Source organism: Acinetobacter sp. YWS30-1 (assembly GCF_033558715.1).
In the GTDB taxonomy this organism is placed as follows: domain Bacteria; phylum Pseudomonadota; class Gammaproteobacteria; order Pseudomonadales; family Moraxellaceae; genus Acinetobacter.
This window is the reverse complement of the sequence record NZ_CP114606.1, coordinates 1452779-1469949: the sequence shown is the minus strand read 5'-3', so window position 1 is coordinate 1469949 and position 17171 is coordinate 1452779. Positions and strand designations below refer to the sequence as shown.

Genomic DNA, 17171 nt, shown 5'->3' with positions numbered 1-17171 from the left:
CGAACACGGGTCTGATGATGATCTATTCAATGATTAAGCTGGTTCAGCAGTCTGATCTTCGAAGACTTCAAGTTTCAGACCGACAGACTTACCATTTTCTTTCTTCACAGAAACTGAAACGTTACCACCATTTTCAGCCAGTTCACCAAACAGGATCATTTCAGCCAGTGGTTTTTTCAGATGTTCCTGAATCAGACGCTGCATTGGTCGAGCACCCATCAAGCGATCATAGCCATTTTCAGCCATCCACTCACGTGCGCTTTGATCCACCTCCAGCACCACTTTCTTCTCATCCAGTTGTGCCTGAAGTTCAGTCAGGAATTTATCCACGACATTTTCAATAATGGTATTCGGCAATGCCTTGAACTGAATCACACCGTCCAGACGGTTACGGAATTCTGGCGAGAACGCTTTCTTCATCGCTTCCTGGTTATCATTACTGTTGTCCTGTTCCATGAAACCAATGCTGACACGGGAAATACTTTCCGCACCAATATTAGTCGTTAGAACCAGCACCACATTACGGAAATCGGATTTGCGACCATTATTATCCGTTAATGAACCATGATCCATGATTTGTAATAACAGATTAAATACATCCGGATGCGCTTTTTCGATCTCATCTAGAAGTAATACACAATGCGGATTTTTGTGAATCGCATCGGTCAGTAAACCGCCTTGGTCAAAACCGACATAACCTGGAGGCGCACCGATCAGACGAGAGACTGCGTGACGTTCCATGTATTCGGACATGTCAAAACGTACCAGCTCTACACCCAGAATTTTCGCCAATTGCTTGGTGACTTCAGTTTTACCTACACCCGTTGGACCTGCGAATACAAAGCTACCCACTGGCTTATCAGGCGATTTCAGACCCGCACGTGACAGTTTGATCGCAGAAGCCAAAGCTTCAATTGCTTCATCCTGGCCGAAGACTACACGTTTCAGATCACGCTCAAGGTTCTCCAGTACAGACTTGTCATCTTTAGAAACCGTTTTCGGTGGAATACGGGCAATCTTGGACACAATGTCTTCGATGTTTTCAACTGTAATCAGGCTGTCATCTTGCTCAGCTTTCAAACGGCGTTGTGCACCGGCCTCATCAATCACGTCAATCGCTTTATCTGGCAAGAAACGGTCATTAATAAATTTCGCTGACAGTTCAACCGCAGAAACCAGTGCCTGATCGTCATACTGCACATGGTGGAAATCTTCAAATTTAGATTTCAGGCCACGCAAGATATCAATTGTTTCTGTAATCGAAGGCTCATTCACATCTATTTTTTGGAACCGACGTGATAAGGCATGATCTTTTTCAAAGACCTGACGGTATTCCTGGAATGTGGTTGAACCGATGCAACGCAACGAACCATTTGCCAATGCAGGCTTAATCAGATTCGATGCATCCATGGTGCTGCCCATGCTTGAACCTGCACCGATGATCATATGAATTTCATCAATGAACAGTACTGCATCTGGTTTTTTCTTCAAGGCATTTAATAGTTGTTTTAAACGCTTTTCGAAATCACCACGGTATTTAGTTCCCGCCACCAGTGCGCCGATGTCTAGGCTATAGATTTCAGCATTTTCCAGTGGCTTAGGTGCCTTGCCATTGACAATTAACCAAGCCAGACCTTCAGCAATTGAAGTTTTACCTACACCTGGATCACCGACAAGTAAGGGATTATTTTTACGACGGCGGCAAAGAATTTGTGCTGCACGCTCAATTTCTTTTTCACGGCCAATCAATGGATCTGTCTTGCCGCGTTGAGCTTCCTGATTCAGGTTTGTCGTATATAACTCTAGTGGACCAGAATTATTGGAAGAAGCCGATTCACCATCTAGCTCTTCAATTTCTTCTTCAGACTGCACTTCGTCTTTACGTGTACCATGAGAAAGATACTGGGTTAAAGTCAGACGGTTAATCTGATGACGTTTAAGCAGATAAACCGCAAAAGAATCACGCTCAGAATACATCGCAACCAGAATATCGGCACCTTCTACAGTACGATCACCGCCACTGGATTGAACATGGAAAATTGCACGTTGCAAAATCCGGTCAAAACTTTCTGTAGGATGAGGTGCCTGATCACTATTTTCACCGAGTTTAGGGGTATGTTGTTCTACGTACTCTTCTAATTCTTTACGCAAAACGATAATATCTGCACCACATGCTTTTAAGGCATTCACGGCAGAATCATTGTCGAGTAAAGCTAATAATAAATGTTCTACGGTCAGGAACTCATGTCTCTTTTGACGAGCCATGCTGACAGCCAAACGTAGTGATACTTCTAATTGACGACTGAGCATGCAACCCCCTTAATCTTTCGGCTCAATCTGGCAAAGTAAAGGATGACCTTGAGATCGAGCGTAATTATTGACTTGGTTCGCTTTGGTTTCCGCAATGTCTCGAGGATAGACCCCAGCTACACCTTTTCCTTCATAATGTACAGTTAGCATTACTTGTGTAGCTTGGTCAAGATTCATTGCAAAGTATTGTTGTAAAATTTCAATTACAAACTCCATTGGAGTGTAGTCGTCATTCAATAATACCACTGCATACATCGGTGGACGCTTCAGTTCAGGAGGTGCAGTCTGGACTGCAAGGTCAGCGTCATCATCGTGAAAAGGCTCGTCTGTTAAACGCGGGCTAATATGCCAATCAACCATGCCGGACTCGTAAAAAGAATTTTTGATCTCACTTAAACATTTTGGACGTTTATTGCTTGGCATACGATTTCTATTTCACACTTAATTTGCATTTGCTTCAGTTTTTGGAATCTCTGACAGGACTGTTGACTGGCTTTCAACAGCTTTCCCCTGATCCCAGCTAAAACGGCGAATCACAGGCTTAGTCCCTGAGAGGCGCACTTCAATAAATTCTGGTTTAAAACCTTTAGGCATGGTCCAGCGACCAGTCAAACGTTCATAATTGTCGAAATTAAAGTTTTTATCTTCAAGCGGCACGACCAGAATTTCAGTACCCTTAATCAAACGTAGCTCCACTGTACCAGAGGCGCGATTTTTGCCCGGGCTGACCTGAATCAGATCAATCTGGTATTCGAAGGCATTATCAGGCAAGGCTTTAATCCCCAGATGTTGAACTGTCAGCGCCAGACCACCGCGTTGACGCAAGATCTCACGATAGATCGTACCAACGCTTTCAGCCTGCTCTTGAGCATCACGCGCCTTATTTGCAGCCAGATAAAGATCATTGGCATTACTAACGGCCAAATCACGTTCCTGTACCGCTGTATTCAGAGATTTATTCAGTGTTTCCAGACTGGTTTTCTGTTTTTGTACTACTTCAACCAATTGTTCTGCATCCGCCTCAAAGCCCACCGCAGTCAAACCTTGCCGATGCCCGACCGTATAGCCCAGCAAGCCACTACCCAGAATCAACACAGCAGCACCGATTACCAAAGGTGTATTGCCTTTCATCAATGGTTTCTTTGTAGATGGTTCCTGGATCGTCATGTTTGACTCATTATTCGGCATTTTGATCTCTGTATACTTTGTTCAAGACACACATTTAAATCCAAATCTAAATGTGTGTGAAGTTCTAATACGTTTTTTATGGTAATAAACCAATATTATTCAAGCCTGCATTTTCTGCAAAGCCAAACATCAGGTTCATGTTCTGTACTGCCTGACCAGCTGCACCTTTGACTAGATTGTCCTGAGCCACCAGAATCACCAGCTTGGTTGGTTGTGGTTTGTATAGTGCAATACGCAACTGGTTAGCACCACGCACCGAACGGGTTTCTGGCGAACTGCCTGCTGGCATTACATCAACAAACTGTTCATTGGCATAGAACTGCTCGTACAGTGACTGCAAGTCAGCTGCCTGACCTGCTTCAGTCAAATCGATATAAATCGTTGATAACATCCCACGAATCATCGGCACTAGATGCGGCACAAACAGGATATGGTCAAACACGCCTTTTTGACCTGAAATGTTTTCTAATGCTTCTACGATTTCAGGATGGTGACGGTGGCCCGCAACGCCATAAGCCTTAAAGTTATCAGCATTTTCAGAATAGATCATGCCCAGGCTGGCTTTACGGCCCGCACCTGATACCCCAGATTTTGCATCGATAATAATGCTTTCTGGTTTTACCAAGGCCTCACTTGATTTTAATACTGGTGCCAGACCAAGCTGAACTGTCGTTGGATAACAGCCCGGATTACCAATCACACTCGCCTGTTTGATCTGGTCACGGTTAAGTTCAGACAGACCATAAACAGAATCTTTTAACACTTCTGGGCAAGCATGTTCCATGCCATACCATTTTTCGAACTGTGCCAGATTTTGCAAACGGAAATCAGCTGCAAGGTCAATTACCTTGGTATTGGCTGCGACAAGTTCTTCAGCATGTTTCATGGCAACCCCATGTGGTGTCGCGAAAAATACCACATCACATGCTTTTAAAAGATCAAGGCTGAGGTCAGAAAACTGAAGATCCGTATGTCCACGCAGACTCGGGAACATGTCATCGACACGGCGGCCTGCTTCAGTACGTGATGTCAGTGCTTTAACCTCTACATTCGGATGTCGCAGTAATAGACGTAAAAGTTCAACGCCTGTATAACCTGTACCACCCACAATACCCACTGAAATCACGATGATTACCTCAAACTAGATGTTTCCTTTATGGGCTGTAGTATGACAGGAACTTGAGGTTTTCTAAACTGTTTCACTAGGGATTGATGGTTTTTTATTTACCCCTTTTATTTTGAGTGTTTTTAAAAAATTTGAGAGGATGATACCTATTGCTTAGGCTATTTGGAAGTAAATAAATACTATCCTCGTTCCTTTAAAGATATTCTTAAGCTGCCCACCAATATGGCATGACAGTATTTTTCAGAATTTTACGGTGAATTAAATAATTTGGATCATGCTTTGCTACCTCTGCCCAAAATCGTGGACTATGGTCAAAATGCCGGGTATGGGCCAGTTCATGCACACATAAATAACGCACAATATTTTCAGGAAACAGAATGATGCCACTATTTAGCATGATGTCATGTTTGGCAGAACAACTACCCCATCGTGTTTTCGGTTGGCGAACATTACAAATGTTAAATGATAATCCTGTTTCATGGCTTACTTTGTTCAGATAAACAGGCAACTGTTCTTTAGCATAGGTAATCACAAAAGCTTTTAAATAGGTTTCAGGATGACGGTCACTGATCGATAGCTGTAATAATTTAGCATCAAAAACAAAGTCTTGCTTTTGACTTTGATACACGATCTGGATTGGCTGAGCCTGATTGAAAAGCTGCAATTCTGCTGGTAAAGATCTATCAATACTTTGATTTTTTTCCTGCTGCAATTTCCATGTTTTCAGTAGCCAGCTTTCCGCTTGGTCAATAAAATTCTGAATCTGTTTTTTGCTACAAAATACAGGTGCGGTTAAACGGATTTGATCACCCTCTACACGCAGTCTGAGACGTGTTGAGCGAACATTTCGGGTGATTTGGATTTCGGGCAGGTCGTTTAGGGTCATTTTTTATATTTAATCGTTATTTTACTAATCCCCCTCGATCCCCCTTTAATAAAGGGGGAAGTTCAAACTTATAGAAGTTTCGAGGAGCTTTATCAAATTAAAGACTTTTCCCTCCTTTGAAAAAGGAGGGTCAGGGAGGATTTCTTAAATCGCTGTACGCTCTTCAATACCATTATTGGTCGCAACAATCGCAATATCCGCTTTATTGATCGCGAAAATACCGTTACATACGACGCCTGGAATGTCATTAATCGTTTTTTCCAGCTCAAGCGCATTCAGAATATTCAGGTTATGCACATCCAAAATAACATTTCCATTATCAGTCACTACACCTTCACGGTAAGCAGGATCACCACCTAATGCCACCAACTTACGTGCGACTGCTGAACGTGCCATTGGAATCACTTCAACAGGTAATGGGAAATCACGACCCAACTGCTCTACCCATTTCGAATCATCGACGATACATACGAATTTTTTCGCAATCGACGCCACGATTTTTTCACGTGTAAGCGCAGCACCACCACCTTTGATCATGTGCATATGACGGTCAATTTCATCAGCACCATCGACATAGGCATCTAAACCGCCCACGCTATTCATATCAACCACTTCAATGCCTAATTTTTTCAGACGCTGTGCAGTCGCTTCAGAACTTGCAACAGCAGCTTCCAATTGCAGTTCTGGTAAAAGGTCAATTAAAAAGTTAACGGTACTACCTGTACCTACGCCTAAAATGCCCCCTTTTGGTAAGTGTTTTAAAGCCGCTTTGGCTGCAGCTTGTTTTTTCTCATCTTGGGTTGCATATAGACTCATGACATCACTCAACTAATTTGGACTTTTGCAGTAATTTTAAACCGCAAAGCCGTGTGGTTTGTTACAATAGAGTCTTATTTTAAACTGTTAGATGGAAAATTAACATGCTGTCTCGTTTGGTTCGACAAATTTTACAAGCAACGGTCTACGATGTTGCAATCGAAACCCCACTCGAAGCAGCGCCACGAATTAGCGAACGCTTAAATAATAACATTCGCTTTAAACGTGAAGATTTACAACCGGTCTTTTCATTTAAACTACGCGGTGCCTATAACCGTATTAGTCAATTACCGAAATCACAACTCGAACGTGGCGTTATCACAGCTTCAGCAGGCAACCATGCCCAAGGCGTGGCACTGTCAGGGAAAAAGCTGGGTATTCGCGCGATTATTGTGATGCCAAAGACCACGCCCGACATTAAAGTCCAAGCAGTAAAACGTTTAGGGGGTGAAGTAGTATTACATGGTGATTCATTTGACGTTGCCAATAAATATGCCATTCAACGTGCCCAAGAAGATGGCATGACCTTTATTCCACCTTATGACGATGAACTGGTGATGGCCGGTCAAGGTACGATTGCCAATGAAATCCTGCGTCAATGGCGCGATGTAGAATATGTCTTCGTTGCTGTTGGTGGTGGTGGCCTGATTGCCGGTGTTGCAGCGTACTTGGGAGATGTGGCTCCGCATGTCAAAGTGATTCCTGTGGAATATGATGAATCCGCGTGCTTAAAAGCGGCCTTAGAAGCCAATGAACGTGTGATTCTGCCATCAGTCGGTTTATTTGCCGATGGTACTGCGGTGGCACAAATTGGTGAAAAACCATTTGATGTGATCCGTCTGCAAAAATCAGATAATTCTGGCCCAATTGTTGAACCTGATGTGGTACTGGTCAATACCGATGAAGTCTGTGCAGCAATTAAAGATACTTATGATGAATGCCGTAGCATCGTAGAACCGTCAGGTGCAATGGCGTTGGCAGGGATTAAAAAATATGTCGCTGAACACGGCATTCAAGGCAAAAACATCGTATCGATTGTTTGCGGTGCGAACATGAACTTCGACCGTCTGCGCTATATTGCCGAACGTACAGAACTCGGCGAACGCAAAGAAGCTATCTTTGCCGTAACTATTCCAGAAGAAAAAGGTTCATTCCTGAAATTCTGCCGTGCACTACAAGGCCGTAATATCACAGAGTTTAACTACCGTTCAAGTGATGCTTCTGCAGCTCAGGTCTTTGTCGGTATCAGCCTGAAAAATGGTGAAAAAGAACGTCAGGAAATCTATGAAAACCTGAAATTCGACTACGATGTTGATGATCTGTCTGATGACGAAGTCGCAAAACTACATATCCGTTACCTGATTGGCGGTCATGCTGATATTGAAAATGAGCGTCTGTTCCGTGTGGAATTCCCGGAACGTCCAGGTGCCCTGCTAATGTTCCTGGAATGTCTTGGCCCAACGCATAACATCACCCTGTTCCATTACCGTAACCACGGCGCTGCAGAAGGTCGCGTACTGGTCGGCCTGGAAGCAGAAGATGCACAGCAAAATCCAGATGGTTTGATTGAGACATTGGAAAGCATTACTTATCCATATGAAGAAATCACCAACAACCTGGGTTATCAGCGTTTCTTGAAATAATCAGTTTGATATAAACCGCCTTTCGAGGCGGTTTTTTTATGTCCAGCTAAAAAAATGTATGAAGTATTTATGTAAGGCCAGATAGCTGAAAACTATAAAAATCTTTAAGATACGTACTTAGACATGAACTGATTTGAAATAAAAAGATTTAGGGAAATATGCATGGCATTATTTGCAGTCATTGGGCTGGGCAGCTTCGGTGCAACAGTAGCGACTCAACTGATCAGCCTGAAACATGATGTGATTGGAATCGATCTCGATAAAAAATATGTGGAAAATATTTCCGATCAGCTTACCCATGCGGTGATTGCCGATGCAACCGATGAGCATGTCCTGGATGAACTGGATATCCAGCGCTGTGAAGCAGTCGTAGTCGCGATTGGTGAAGATATTGAAGCCAGCATTCTGTGTGTACTGCATCTAAAAAATATGGGTGTAAAAAAAATCTGGGCCAAAGCCAAATCCAAAGCCCATCATATGATTTTGACTCATCTGAATGTCGAAAAAATTATTCACCCAGAAGAAGATATGGGCGTTCGTGTGGCACAATCACTCAGCTACCCGATGGTTAGCCGTTATATGTCACTTGAAGATGATCATTATATTGTCAAAATCGAGATTCATGCCGATCATCATGACACTCCCTTACACCAGTTAATGAGTCAGGTTCCCGAAATTAAAGTTCTTTTACATAAACGCGGCACTGAAATACAACATATCGTGGATCTTGAGCTGCTACTTAAGGAAGGTGACATTCTGGTGGTCGAAGGATTACTAGAGCCTCTACGCCGTTTGTCCAAGCATTTTAAGGCCATATGAAAAGCTCAAATTTAAACCAGAACAGGATTGTCAATCTCAGTCCACCGAGTCTGCTGGCCTTAGGTTTTCTCGGACTGATTTTTATTGGTTCTTTATTACTGATGCTGCCCTTTGCGCATCAAACTGAAATCAGCTGGTTAGAAGCGATTTTTACAGCAACTTCTGCAGTGACAATTACCGGGCTATCTGTGGTCAATGTTGGTGAAGCTTATACACCCTTTGGGCAGGTTGTAATTATGTTCCTGCTGCAATGTGGTGGCCTCGGTTTTATGACCTTTGCCATACTCGCCTTCATGAGCTTATCGCCTAAACTTGGCTTAAGACAGCAAGTGATGGCACAGGAATCTATTGGCCAGACCAGTTTGAAGAAAGTCAGTTTTACCATTAAAGCGGTATTCCTATATTCCCTGTTTTTCGAAGCCATTGGCACCCTGATTTTAACCTTGGCGTGGCTGGAAGACTATCCTTTTGGTGAAGCACTGTTTTATGCAGCTTTCTATAGTGTTTCTGCGTTTAATAATGGCGGATTTTCCCTTTTCCCCAATAGCTTGATGAGCTTTTCCGGCCAGTATTTCGTGACCTTTACGATCAGCATGCTGTATATCATTGGCGGGATCGGTTTTCTGGTTCTGATGGATGTAAAACAGAATAAAAGCTGGCGCAAGCTTAGCCCGAATAGCAAGCTGATTCTAACGACGATTATGGGCCTTAACCTGAGTGCTTTTATTGTACTCTGGCTATTAGAAGCCTCTAATCCACAGACTTTAGCGCTGATGAGTGTAGGTGATCAGGCACTCAATGCCTGGTTCCATGCCACTGTTCCCCGCTCTTCGGGTTTTTATAGTCTGCCCATGGACCAGATGAGCGATGCCTCAAGTCTAGTCACCATTTTTTTAATGTTTATTGGTGGTGGCTCCTTAAGTACGGCGGGTGGAATTAAAGTTGGCACCTTTATTATTGTGGTGATCAGCGTAATCAGTTTTCTACGCCGTGAAGATGAAATTCGCTTGTTCAATCATTCTATTTCTGAAAAAACCACTTTTAAGGCTTTAGCGGTTGTGTGTATTACCGCAGGTCTGGTCATGACCGGTTTTATGAGTTTACTCATTCTAGAACCCGATCATGATTTTTTAGATTTACTGTTTGAGGCGGTTTCTGCCGCCTGTACGGTCGGATTAACGCGTGGTGTTACTGGAGAATTGCAACCAGCGAGTTTAATCATTCTGATGCTTATGATGTATGCGGGTCGTCTAGGACCTTTGACCCTTGCCTATTTAATTGCAACACCGAAGAAAAGCCGTCTTAAACATCCGCCTTCAGAAATTCAGATTGGTTAAGATTTAAATGAATAGGTATAAGCAAAAAAACCACGCCTAAGCGTGGTTTTTTACATGAAACAGATTAGTACCAATTCATTAAGGATACACCCAAGCCCACATAGGTCGCACGGTGATTATAATCAATCAGACTTTCACCATAACCATCAAAGAGCTGGAATTGGCCGCGTAGACGCCCACTGATCGGAAATGACCAGTCAAACTGTACCGCACCACGGTTATCATCCCCACCTTTTAGCGTATGACGCAACATCAGGGAAAAATCGTGGGCATTATGACGATAAAATGCAGTTAAATCCCCACGCCCGATATAGTTTTTAATCTCGGGATTATTGTCATCTGCACGATCTTCTTCGATACGATACCAAGGGCGCAGCATCATGGCGAAGTTGTCTTTTTCGAAACCGAGATTCAGCATTACCCGGTTCCAGCTACGAGATAATGGATCGGAACGGCCATTAGATTGATGATTCAGGGTTAGTCCCAGCATACGCCAGTTCAAACCAAACAGATCATAATTGGTACGGAAGATCAGGCTGGCTTCAGGCTCATAATTGGTTTCACGAAATGGTCGGGACTCTTCCGAGTTATATACCTGCCAGCGTGAAGACTGGGTATAGCCCAGCCAGAGATCACCATTGTCACCCAGAATATTTTCAACCGCCTTGGTTTTTAAAGATAACTGGAATTTCCCCTCAATCGAGGTCAAATTCTGGTCTTCTTCAACCGTGTTATTTGGGTTTTCACTTTGCGGAAACTCGTTTTTCTTGGAAGTCCAGAATCCTGGCATCAGATAAATCGGCTGATAAGAACGGATATTCCAGGTACCCAGTTTACTTTCCGGCGACAATTCCCAACGACTATCCAGCAAGGATAAAGTCGGAGTCAGCTTTGATCCTTCTGAAGCATAGATATTGGAAACGGTTTGTTCAATTTTTGCTTTGAGGTTATCAGGTTCGGGCGCAATTTCTATGGCTGCACGCCGTTCAGAAACAATATCTGGCTTACTATCGGCCGGTATTTTAAATACCGCATCATAACAGGCCAAGCGTTCTGAATTGGTTTCAACCGCAGAGCAAGCCTCCGCCGTTGCCGGCATCGGACTACTCGCTACAGTTTTATCTTCCGCATTAACTTGCGTCCCAACTACACAGCCAAGCAAAACGCCCAGCTGCAAAGTTGAGCGCTTAATAGAATTAAGCGCCATCCTCTATCCTCATTGTTTTTATTTATTGAACTTGCTGAATTGTAAAGCCGAGTTGTTCTAAAGTTTCTCGTTTGGCAAATGGCGCAACCACCGCTTTTGAAGCTTGCTGTTCAACCAGATAAGTCTGTGCGACACGTTTCAAATCATCTAGAGTGACATGCAACAAACGTTCCCGAAGCTGTTTACGGAATGCTGGCGTACGTTGATGCAGGTAGGCATAACAGGCAGTAATCGCTTCACCTGCTGGTGACCCCGGTTTGTCCATACTGGCAATTAAACCCAAGATGGCTTCTTCCAGCTGATGCGGTTGTTGAGGTGCGTTAAGCAACCATTGGATACTTGCATCAAAGTCCTGGAAAGTCTCTGCTAAGCGTGGATCGCGATAACTATAGAAGCGGAAAGAACATGCATTTCCGTCATAGCTTGCGCCACCACCATAAGCACCGCCTTTTTCACGGATTGCGCTATGCAGATAACCATTACGCAAGTAGCCTGCCAATACCATCAAAGCAGCAGCATCAGGATGTGAAACTTCTACCGCAGGATAAGCTGCTGCACAGAACTGCACATTAGTCTGAATCAACCAGGCTTCATCATTGCTATGATTAACTTTTTCAACCTGAGTCAATTCTGCAGGTGCAGTATTCACTTCCAGTTTGTCCCACACGTTTTGAATTTCTTCAATCAGACGCTCAGACTGCTGTTCTTCACACACCAACAGGAATTGTTTTGGTGCTTGTAGCAAGACTGTATGAATGCGTTTTAATTCCTCAATCATGGCATCATAAGCTGCTGTATCTTTTTCAGCCTGATTGACCAAGTTAATCAGCCAGTTCAAAGCACCCAGACCGGTATTATGATAATCACGCAAGGCTAGAGCGCTATGCTGACGTGATGCCACTTGCATCGCATAGCTATGACCAGAACCGGAAATACGCGACTGCCAACGAGTTTTACGCTGTTGTAATAACTCAATAATACGGCCTTTTTCATCAAAGCGAAGTTGCTCGAAACCGATTTTTAACAGACGGATCGCATCCAGATGGCTAGCCAAAGATTTAGTCGTTAAAGTTAACCACGCACTGATCTTGTTCTTGTCATCCACTTTAGAACGCAATGAAGCGCCCATGCCCAGACCACCACTGACTGCTGTTTGCAGTTGCTGGAATTGCAGGTAATCATATTCACCCGCACCAACTTCACCCATTAAAATAGACAACAGGTTGAAATACGGTGATTGCACCACTTCATCTGGAATTTTCACCAATACCTGTTGGTAATAAATCCCATTGGTACCTGCATGATAAAGATTCAACGGCGTATCTACGCGGTTACAGATAATCTCACGCAACTGGCCTTGAACAATCTGCAATTCCGCAGGCACATCTTCCAGACCCACCTTAGGTAACAGATTCAAATCATCTGGAGTATCTTGGCGGATATTTAACGCTTCAGTTTGAGCATTGATCTCTGCTTTTTGCTCTTCAGTTAAAGCTTTACAAATTTCAGCCAGACGTGCTTTTTCTTCTTCCACTTCTTTGGCAGATTTAGTTGCATCCGGAACCAGAGTCAGTTGAACACGGTGCGGATTATCCAGTAGATGCTCTTTAATCAGATTCGACAGCCACATTGGATCTTGCAACTCTTCTTTTACTGAAGCAATCGCAGAATCCACATCCCAGACTTCAACCGGATCACGATGGTGAATTGCACTGCTTAAACCGCTCAAGATCAGGCTTAGGCCATACGGTGTACCATCACCATTGATTTCACGCTGATGCAATTCGATCTGATGCAGGATCGCATCTACTGCCTGTTGATCAACAGGTTTAGAGGCAACATCTTCCAGAACTTTGAAAACTCCGTTTTTGAATTCTTCAGCATGTTCCGGGTTTGAACCTTGAACCGCGCAGTAGAAGGTCATTTCAAAGTTGGAATCATCTACGCCCATGAATGGGCCAGTTGACTGTGCATAACCACAGGTTTCCAAGTAATGACGTAAGGGAGATGCTGAATCTTCCAGCAAAATCCCTTCTACGAGACGCAAGCCTAAACGTAACTTGATATCACTCGCTTCTGGCAATAACCATGACAATACGTGATAAGTCTTGTCCTTCAGATCTTCCCCATCAACTGCATAGGTTTCTGTTACATTGAGTGGCGCAGTTAAACGGGTTTCTGGCGTTGAATAAAGTGTTTCACCTTTTCCAAATTTAGACAGTGCCAGATTTTCAAACTGTTCCTGTAACTCAGCAGCAGATTTATTACCAAAGGTCATAAATACTGCATTACTTGGATGATAATGCGTTTTATAGAAATTCACCAACTCTTCATAAGTCAGGTTTGGAATATCTTTAGGATCGCCGCCTGAGTTGTAGTGATAGGTAGTGTCCGGGAATAAGTGATGCGCCAAAGTATGATAAAGTTGATCTGAAGGTGAACTCATTGCCCCTTTCATTTCATTAAATACCACGCCTTTATACACTGGCTCGCCATTTTCCAGCTCAATACGGATACCTTCCTGAGCAAAATCCAGCGGATTCAGGTTCGCAGCAAAGGCCGCATCCATATAAACTTCTAATAAGTTCTGGAAGTCTTTATCATTTTGAGTTGCGAATGGATAAGCCGTCCAGTCTGCCGCTGTAAAGGCATTCATAAAAGTATTAAGCGAACGGCGAATCATCAAGAAGAACGGATCACGTACCGGGAATTTTTCTGAGCCGCACAGTGCAGTATGTTCCAGAATGTGCGCTTCACCTTTCGAATCCATTGGCTGAGTGCGAAACGCAACAAGAAAAACATTTTCATCATGATTGGTCGCCAGATGATAATGGGTGGCGCCAGTCACTTTATGCTTATATTCAGACACTAAAATGTCTAAAGCTTCAACATGTTGTTGACGTACCAACTGAAACGCAGGATGTACAGTTTGAGAAATGGTTTCAGTGACATCTACAGTCATGCGATCTCCTAATGCTTAAATTAAAAAATTATTATTCGCATTATAGCTGTAGTTGTTTGAATTATTCACGCAGAAAACCGAGGATTTTGATCGAATTAAGTAAACCTGATCATCTGATTTTTAAATGATCAGGTTTGGCAATGATCTCTAGATCATATACTTGAAATAGTTATAACTCGGGTGGTTTTCAACAAAGACATAGTTCTGTTTTTGATAGAAACTGGCGGCCAGTTTGGTATCGGTCTGTAAACAAAGTGCTGAATAAAATGGTCGTGCCAACTGCTCCAGATAAGCTAGAAGCTGCTTACCTACACCATGTTGACGATATTTTGGATGCACATAGAAGCGACGTACCCGGCCAATTCTTTCTTCAATGCCGTTATCGCCCCATTGCTGGTTTAAGCCGCCACAGGCAATCAGTTTATTGCCATCATAGGCACAGGCCAGAAATTCATTATTTTGACTGAAACAGTTTTTTCCAGTGCGGTATTCTTCAATTAACTTATCAATCAGGTCATAACCTTCTTTACGCGCCAGTGTCGCTAAAGTGTCAATCTGATCAGGGAGCTGCTCGGCTGTTACAATCTTAATATCCATATACCCACACTGTTTTAGATGATTGTTCAAATGTCGCACCAGTATAACTGCTTGGTACTCTAATCTTATAAATAAAATCCAACCTTTAAATCAATGGCTGCACTCGCTACCGTTTAAAAATAAATCAATTCTTAGACCAAAGATTCAAGCTGAATAAGTTACAGTATTTTTTAAAGTATTCTGAAAATGTTTCAGTGAACTACAGCAAACCCGAGCAATCGTGTAAACTTAGCACTTTCATTTTTAATGTGATATTTGGATATGTCTACTGTTGACCTTTTTGCGATTGGCAATGCGCTGATTGACCAGGAATTTAAAGTTTCTGATGAGTTTTTAACTGCACATCACTTGCAAAAAGGCACCATGCAACTTGCGGATGGTGAAGCTCAGGCTACTCTGTATCAAAACTTAAAAGCAACTCAAACTTATAAAGGTCAGGCTTCAGGCGGTTCAGCAGCCAATACTACAGTTGCATTTGCAGCTTTGGGCGGCTCTGCATTCTATGCCTGCCGTGTCGGTAATGATGATTTGGGTCATATCTATCTGCATGGCTTAAATGAAGCTGGCATTAAAACTACAACCCAATCGATTAGTGAAGGCGTAACAGGTACCTGTATGGTTCTGGTCAGCCCAGATTCTGAACGTACCATGCATACCTATTTAGGTATTACTGCTGAACTCACAGATGAACAGATTGACTTCCAGCCTTTAACAACTGCTAAATGGCTCTATATCGAAGGTTATCTATCCACTTCCGAAACAGCACGTCAGGCCGTAAAACAGGCGCGTGAAATTGCCAAAGCCAATAGGGTTAAAATCGCATTTACCCTTTCTGATCCTGCGATGGTGCAATATGCCCGTGCCGGTCTGGATGAAATGATTGCAGATGGTGTAGATCTCTTGTTCTGCAACCAGCAAGAAGCATTGATGTATACCGAAACAGATACCGTCGAAGCCGCTCTGGTTAAACTTAAAGAATTAAGTCAATACGTTGTCATTACAATGTCAGCTGAGGGTGCGCTTATTTCCAATAATGGTGAAACCTTTACTGTACCGGGCCGTGCTGTAACTGCCTTGGATGCGAATGGTGCTGGCGATGCTTTCGCGGGTGCTTTTTTATATGCACTTAATGCGGGTCTTGGCTTAAAAACAGCAGCAGAACTGGCAATTTTAGTGTCTAGTCAAGTAGTAGCGCAATTTGGTCCACGTTTGGCTGTTTCAGAATACACCGCATTATTAAAAGATGTTCTTAAGGAATGTGCTTAATGTTAAAAATTTGCATGACTGACGATATTCCAGAGCGTGAAGCGCGCTCTTTCGAACTTCCAAATGGGGATACAATTTTTATCACCCAGCGTGATGGTTCATTTTATGCTTACCAGAATATTTGTCCACATTTACAGGTAGAACTGGAATTTCTGGAAAACCAGTTTCTGGACCGTGATCAGCAGTTTATTGAATGCTCTACTCATGGTGCACTGTTCGTAGTCGAAAGCGGTGAATGTATTTCTGGACCTTGCCAAGGTCAATCACTTGAAAAAGTTGATATTACCGTGCATTCTGATGGCGGAATTTATCTTTCAGAATAATAGCTAAAACGGATTTTGCCATGCCTGAGTTTTTACTTGACTATAACCTGATGCCATTTCATCTCAGTTTATTGTTCATCATTCTGCTTGGCATGGCAAAAACAGTTGCCTTCTATTTTAAGCTTAAACCCAGTCAACTCCTGAAACGCATTTCTCCGTATGACTTTCAGAATGTTGAATGGCTGAATGTTAAATTCTCCAAAACCCTGATTGTTTTTTTCTTCCTGATGAATTTTAGCTTTTCCGGCTATTTTCTTCAGTTTCTGATCTATTCACAGGAATATCATTTCTTACCTGCCTATTACATCATTCTACCGGCATTGATCATTGCGATTTTCTTTACCGTATTTATGATTCATTGTCTGGATCAGGTTATTCCACCTAAATATAAAAAGAATGATGTAAACCTATTAGGCCGTTTAGCTACAATTTCAAGCGGTAATGCCCGTCCTGGCTTTTCTGCCCAAGCACGAGTTCGGGATGAGTATGGTCAGTTACACTATGTTCAGGTTGAACCTGAATTTGGCGAACTGGAATTTCAGTCTCAGATTATTTTAATCCGTCTTAGAAAATCGCATTATGTGGCCAAGAAGATCTGTAAATCCAACCGACTCTTTAGCTTGAATCTGGAAGAAGCTTAAAGAATTCAATAGAAAAAATCCCGGCTAAAAGTCGGGATTTTTTATTGGAT

Annotated in this window: 15 protein-coding genes; 6 read left to right on the top strand and 9 right to left on the bottom strand. The window is 42.9% G+C overall.

The window, feature by feature from the left end:
• Nucleotides 1–33 precede the first annotated feature (33 nt).
• The 6 genes from clpA to rpiA form a co-directional block, all read right to left on the bottom strand.
• A complete protein-coding gene (gene clpA / locus O4M77_RS06845) occupies nt 34–2310 on the bottom strand; it encodes an ATP-dependent Clp protease ATP-binding subunit ClpA (protein WP_034702512.1) in 2277 nt (758 codons plus the stop codon).
• 9 nt (nt 2311–2319) lie between these two features.
• Nucleotides 2320–2733 carry an ATP-dependent Clp protease adapter ClpS gene (clpS, locus tag O4M77_RS06840; protein WP_034170359.1) on the bottom strand — a complete coding sequence of 138 codons (414 nt, stop codon included), beginning with the start codon at nt 2731–2733 and terminating at the stop codon, nt 2320–2322.
• A gap of 18 nt (nt 2734–2751) precedes the next feature.
• Nucleotides 2752–3498, bottom strand: a complete 747-nt coding sequence (locus tag O4M77_RS06835) for a DUF6776 family protein (protein WP_200230614.1) — start codon at nt 3496–3498, stop codon at nt 2752–2754.
• A 76-nt stretch (nt 3499–3574) separates the two neighbouring features.
• A complete protein-coding gene (gene argC / locus O4M77_RS06830) occupies nt 3575–4630 on the bottom strand; it encodes an N-acetyl-gamma-glutamyl-phosphate reductase (protein ID WP_180003247.1) in 1056 nt (351 codons plus the stop codon).
• Between the two features lie 199 nt (nt 4631–4829).
• Entirely contained in the window at nt 4830–5510 is a 681-nt protein-coding gene (locus O4M77_RS06825; RefSeq protein ID WP_323714049.1) for a SprT family zinc-dependent metalloprotease, read from the bottom strand.
• Between the two features lie 144 nt (nt 5511–5654).
• On the bottom strand, nt 5655–6326 hold the full coding sequence (gene rpiA, locus O4M77_RS06820) for a ribose-5-phosphate isomerase RpiA (RefSeq protein ID WP_159122734.1): 672 nt from the start codon (nt 6324–6326) through the stop codon (nt 5655–5657).
• Between the two features lie 104 nt (nt 6327–6430).
• Between rpiA and ilvA the strand changes: the two genes are divergently transcribed.
• The 3 genes from ilvA (at nt 6431) to O4M77_RS06805 (ending at nt 10125) form a co-directional block, all read left to right on the top strand.
• Complete coding sequence (ilvA, locus tag O4M77_RS06815; protein ID WP_323714048.1) at nt 6431–7969, top strand: threonine ammonia-lyase, biosynthetic; 1539 nt, start codon at nt 6431–6433, stop codon at nt 7967–7969.
• 162 nt (nt 7970–8131) lie between these two features.
• Nucleotides 8132–8788, top strand: coding sequence for a potassium channel family protein (locus tag O4M77_RS06810; protein WP_104426160.1), 657 nt, complete (start codon nt 8132–8134; stop codon nt 8786–8788).
• Nucleotides 8785–10125: a TrkH family potassium uptake protein gene (locus O4M77_RS06805; protein ID WP_004786026.1), complete on the top strand. Its 1341-nt coding sequence runs from the start codon at nt 8785–8787 to the stop codon at nt 10123–10125. The genes O4M77_RS06810 and O4M77_RS06805 overlap by 4 nt, the downstream gene beginning before the upstream one ends.
• 64 nt (nt 10126–10189) lie before the next feature.
• Here the strand turns inward: O4M77_RS06805 and O4M77_RS06800 are convergent, their stop codons facing one another.
• The 3 genes from O4M77_RS06800 to O4M77_RS06790 all read right to left on the bottom strand — a co-directional run bounded on the left by O4M77_RS06800 (nt 10190) and on the right by O4M77_RS06790 (nt 14891).
• On the bottom strand, nt 10190–11332 hold the full coding sequence (locus tag O4M77_RS06800) for a phospholipase A (RefSeq protein WP_159122738.1): 1143 nt from the start codon (nt 11330–11332) through the stop codon (nt 10190–10192).
• Between the two features lie 22 nt (nt 11333–11354).
• Complete coding sequence (locus O4M77_RS06795) at nt 11355–14294, bottom strand: insulinase family protein (RefSeq protein ID WP_323714047.1); 2940 nt, start codon at nt 14292–14294, stop codon at nt 11355–11357.
• Nucleotides 14295–14441: 147 nt separating this feature from the next.
• The gene (locus O4M77_RS06790) at nt 14442–14891 is read right to left on the bottom strand and encodes a GNAT family N-acetyltransferase (RefSeq protein ID WP_034170350.1); all 450 of its coding nucleotides are present in this window, start codon (nt 14889–14891) and stop codon (nt 14442–14444) included.
• A 261-nt stretch (nt 14892–15152) separates the two neighbouring features.
• Between O4M77_RS06790 and O4M77_RS06785 the strand changes: the two genes are divergently transcribed.
• From O4M77_RS06785 to O4M77_RS06775, 3 genes are read left to right on the top strand one after another with little or no spacing between them, the layout of a single operon-like run.
• A complete protein-coding gene (locus O4M77_RS06785; RefSeq protein WP_323714046.1) occupies nt 15153–16157 on the top strand; it encodes an adenosine kinase in 1005 nt (334 codons plus the stop codon).
• Nucleotides 16157–16480, top strand: coding sequence for a Rieske (2Fe-2S) protein (locus O4M77_RS06780; RefSeq protein WP_323714045.1), 324 nt, complete (start codon nt 16157–16159; stop codon nt 16478–16480). Before O4M77_RS06785 ends, O4M77_RS06780 begins: the two co-directional genes overlap by 1 nt.
• A gap of 20 nt (nt 16481–16500) precedes the next feature.
• The gene (locus O4M77_RS06775) at nt 16501–17121 is read left to right on the top strand and encodes an OB-fold-containig protein (protein ID WP_323714044.1); all 621 of its coding nucleotides are present in this window, start codon (nt 16501–16503) and stop codon (nt 17119–17121) included.
• The last annotated feature ends 50 nt before the right edge of the window (nt 17122–17171 follow it).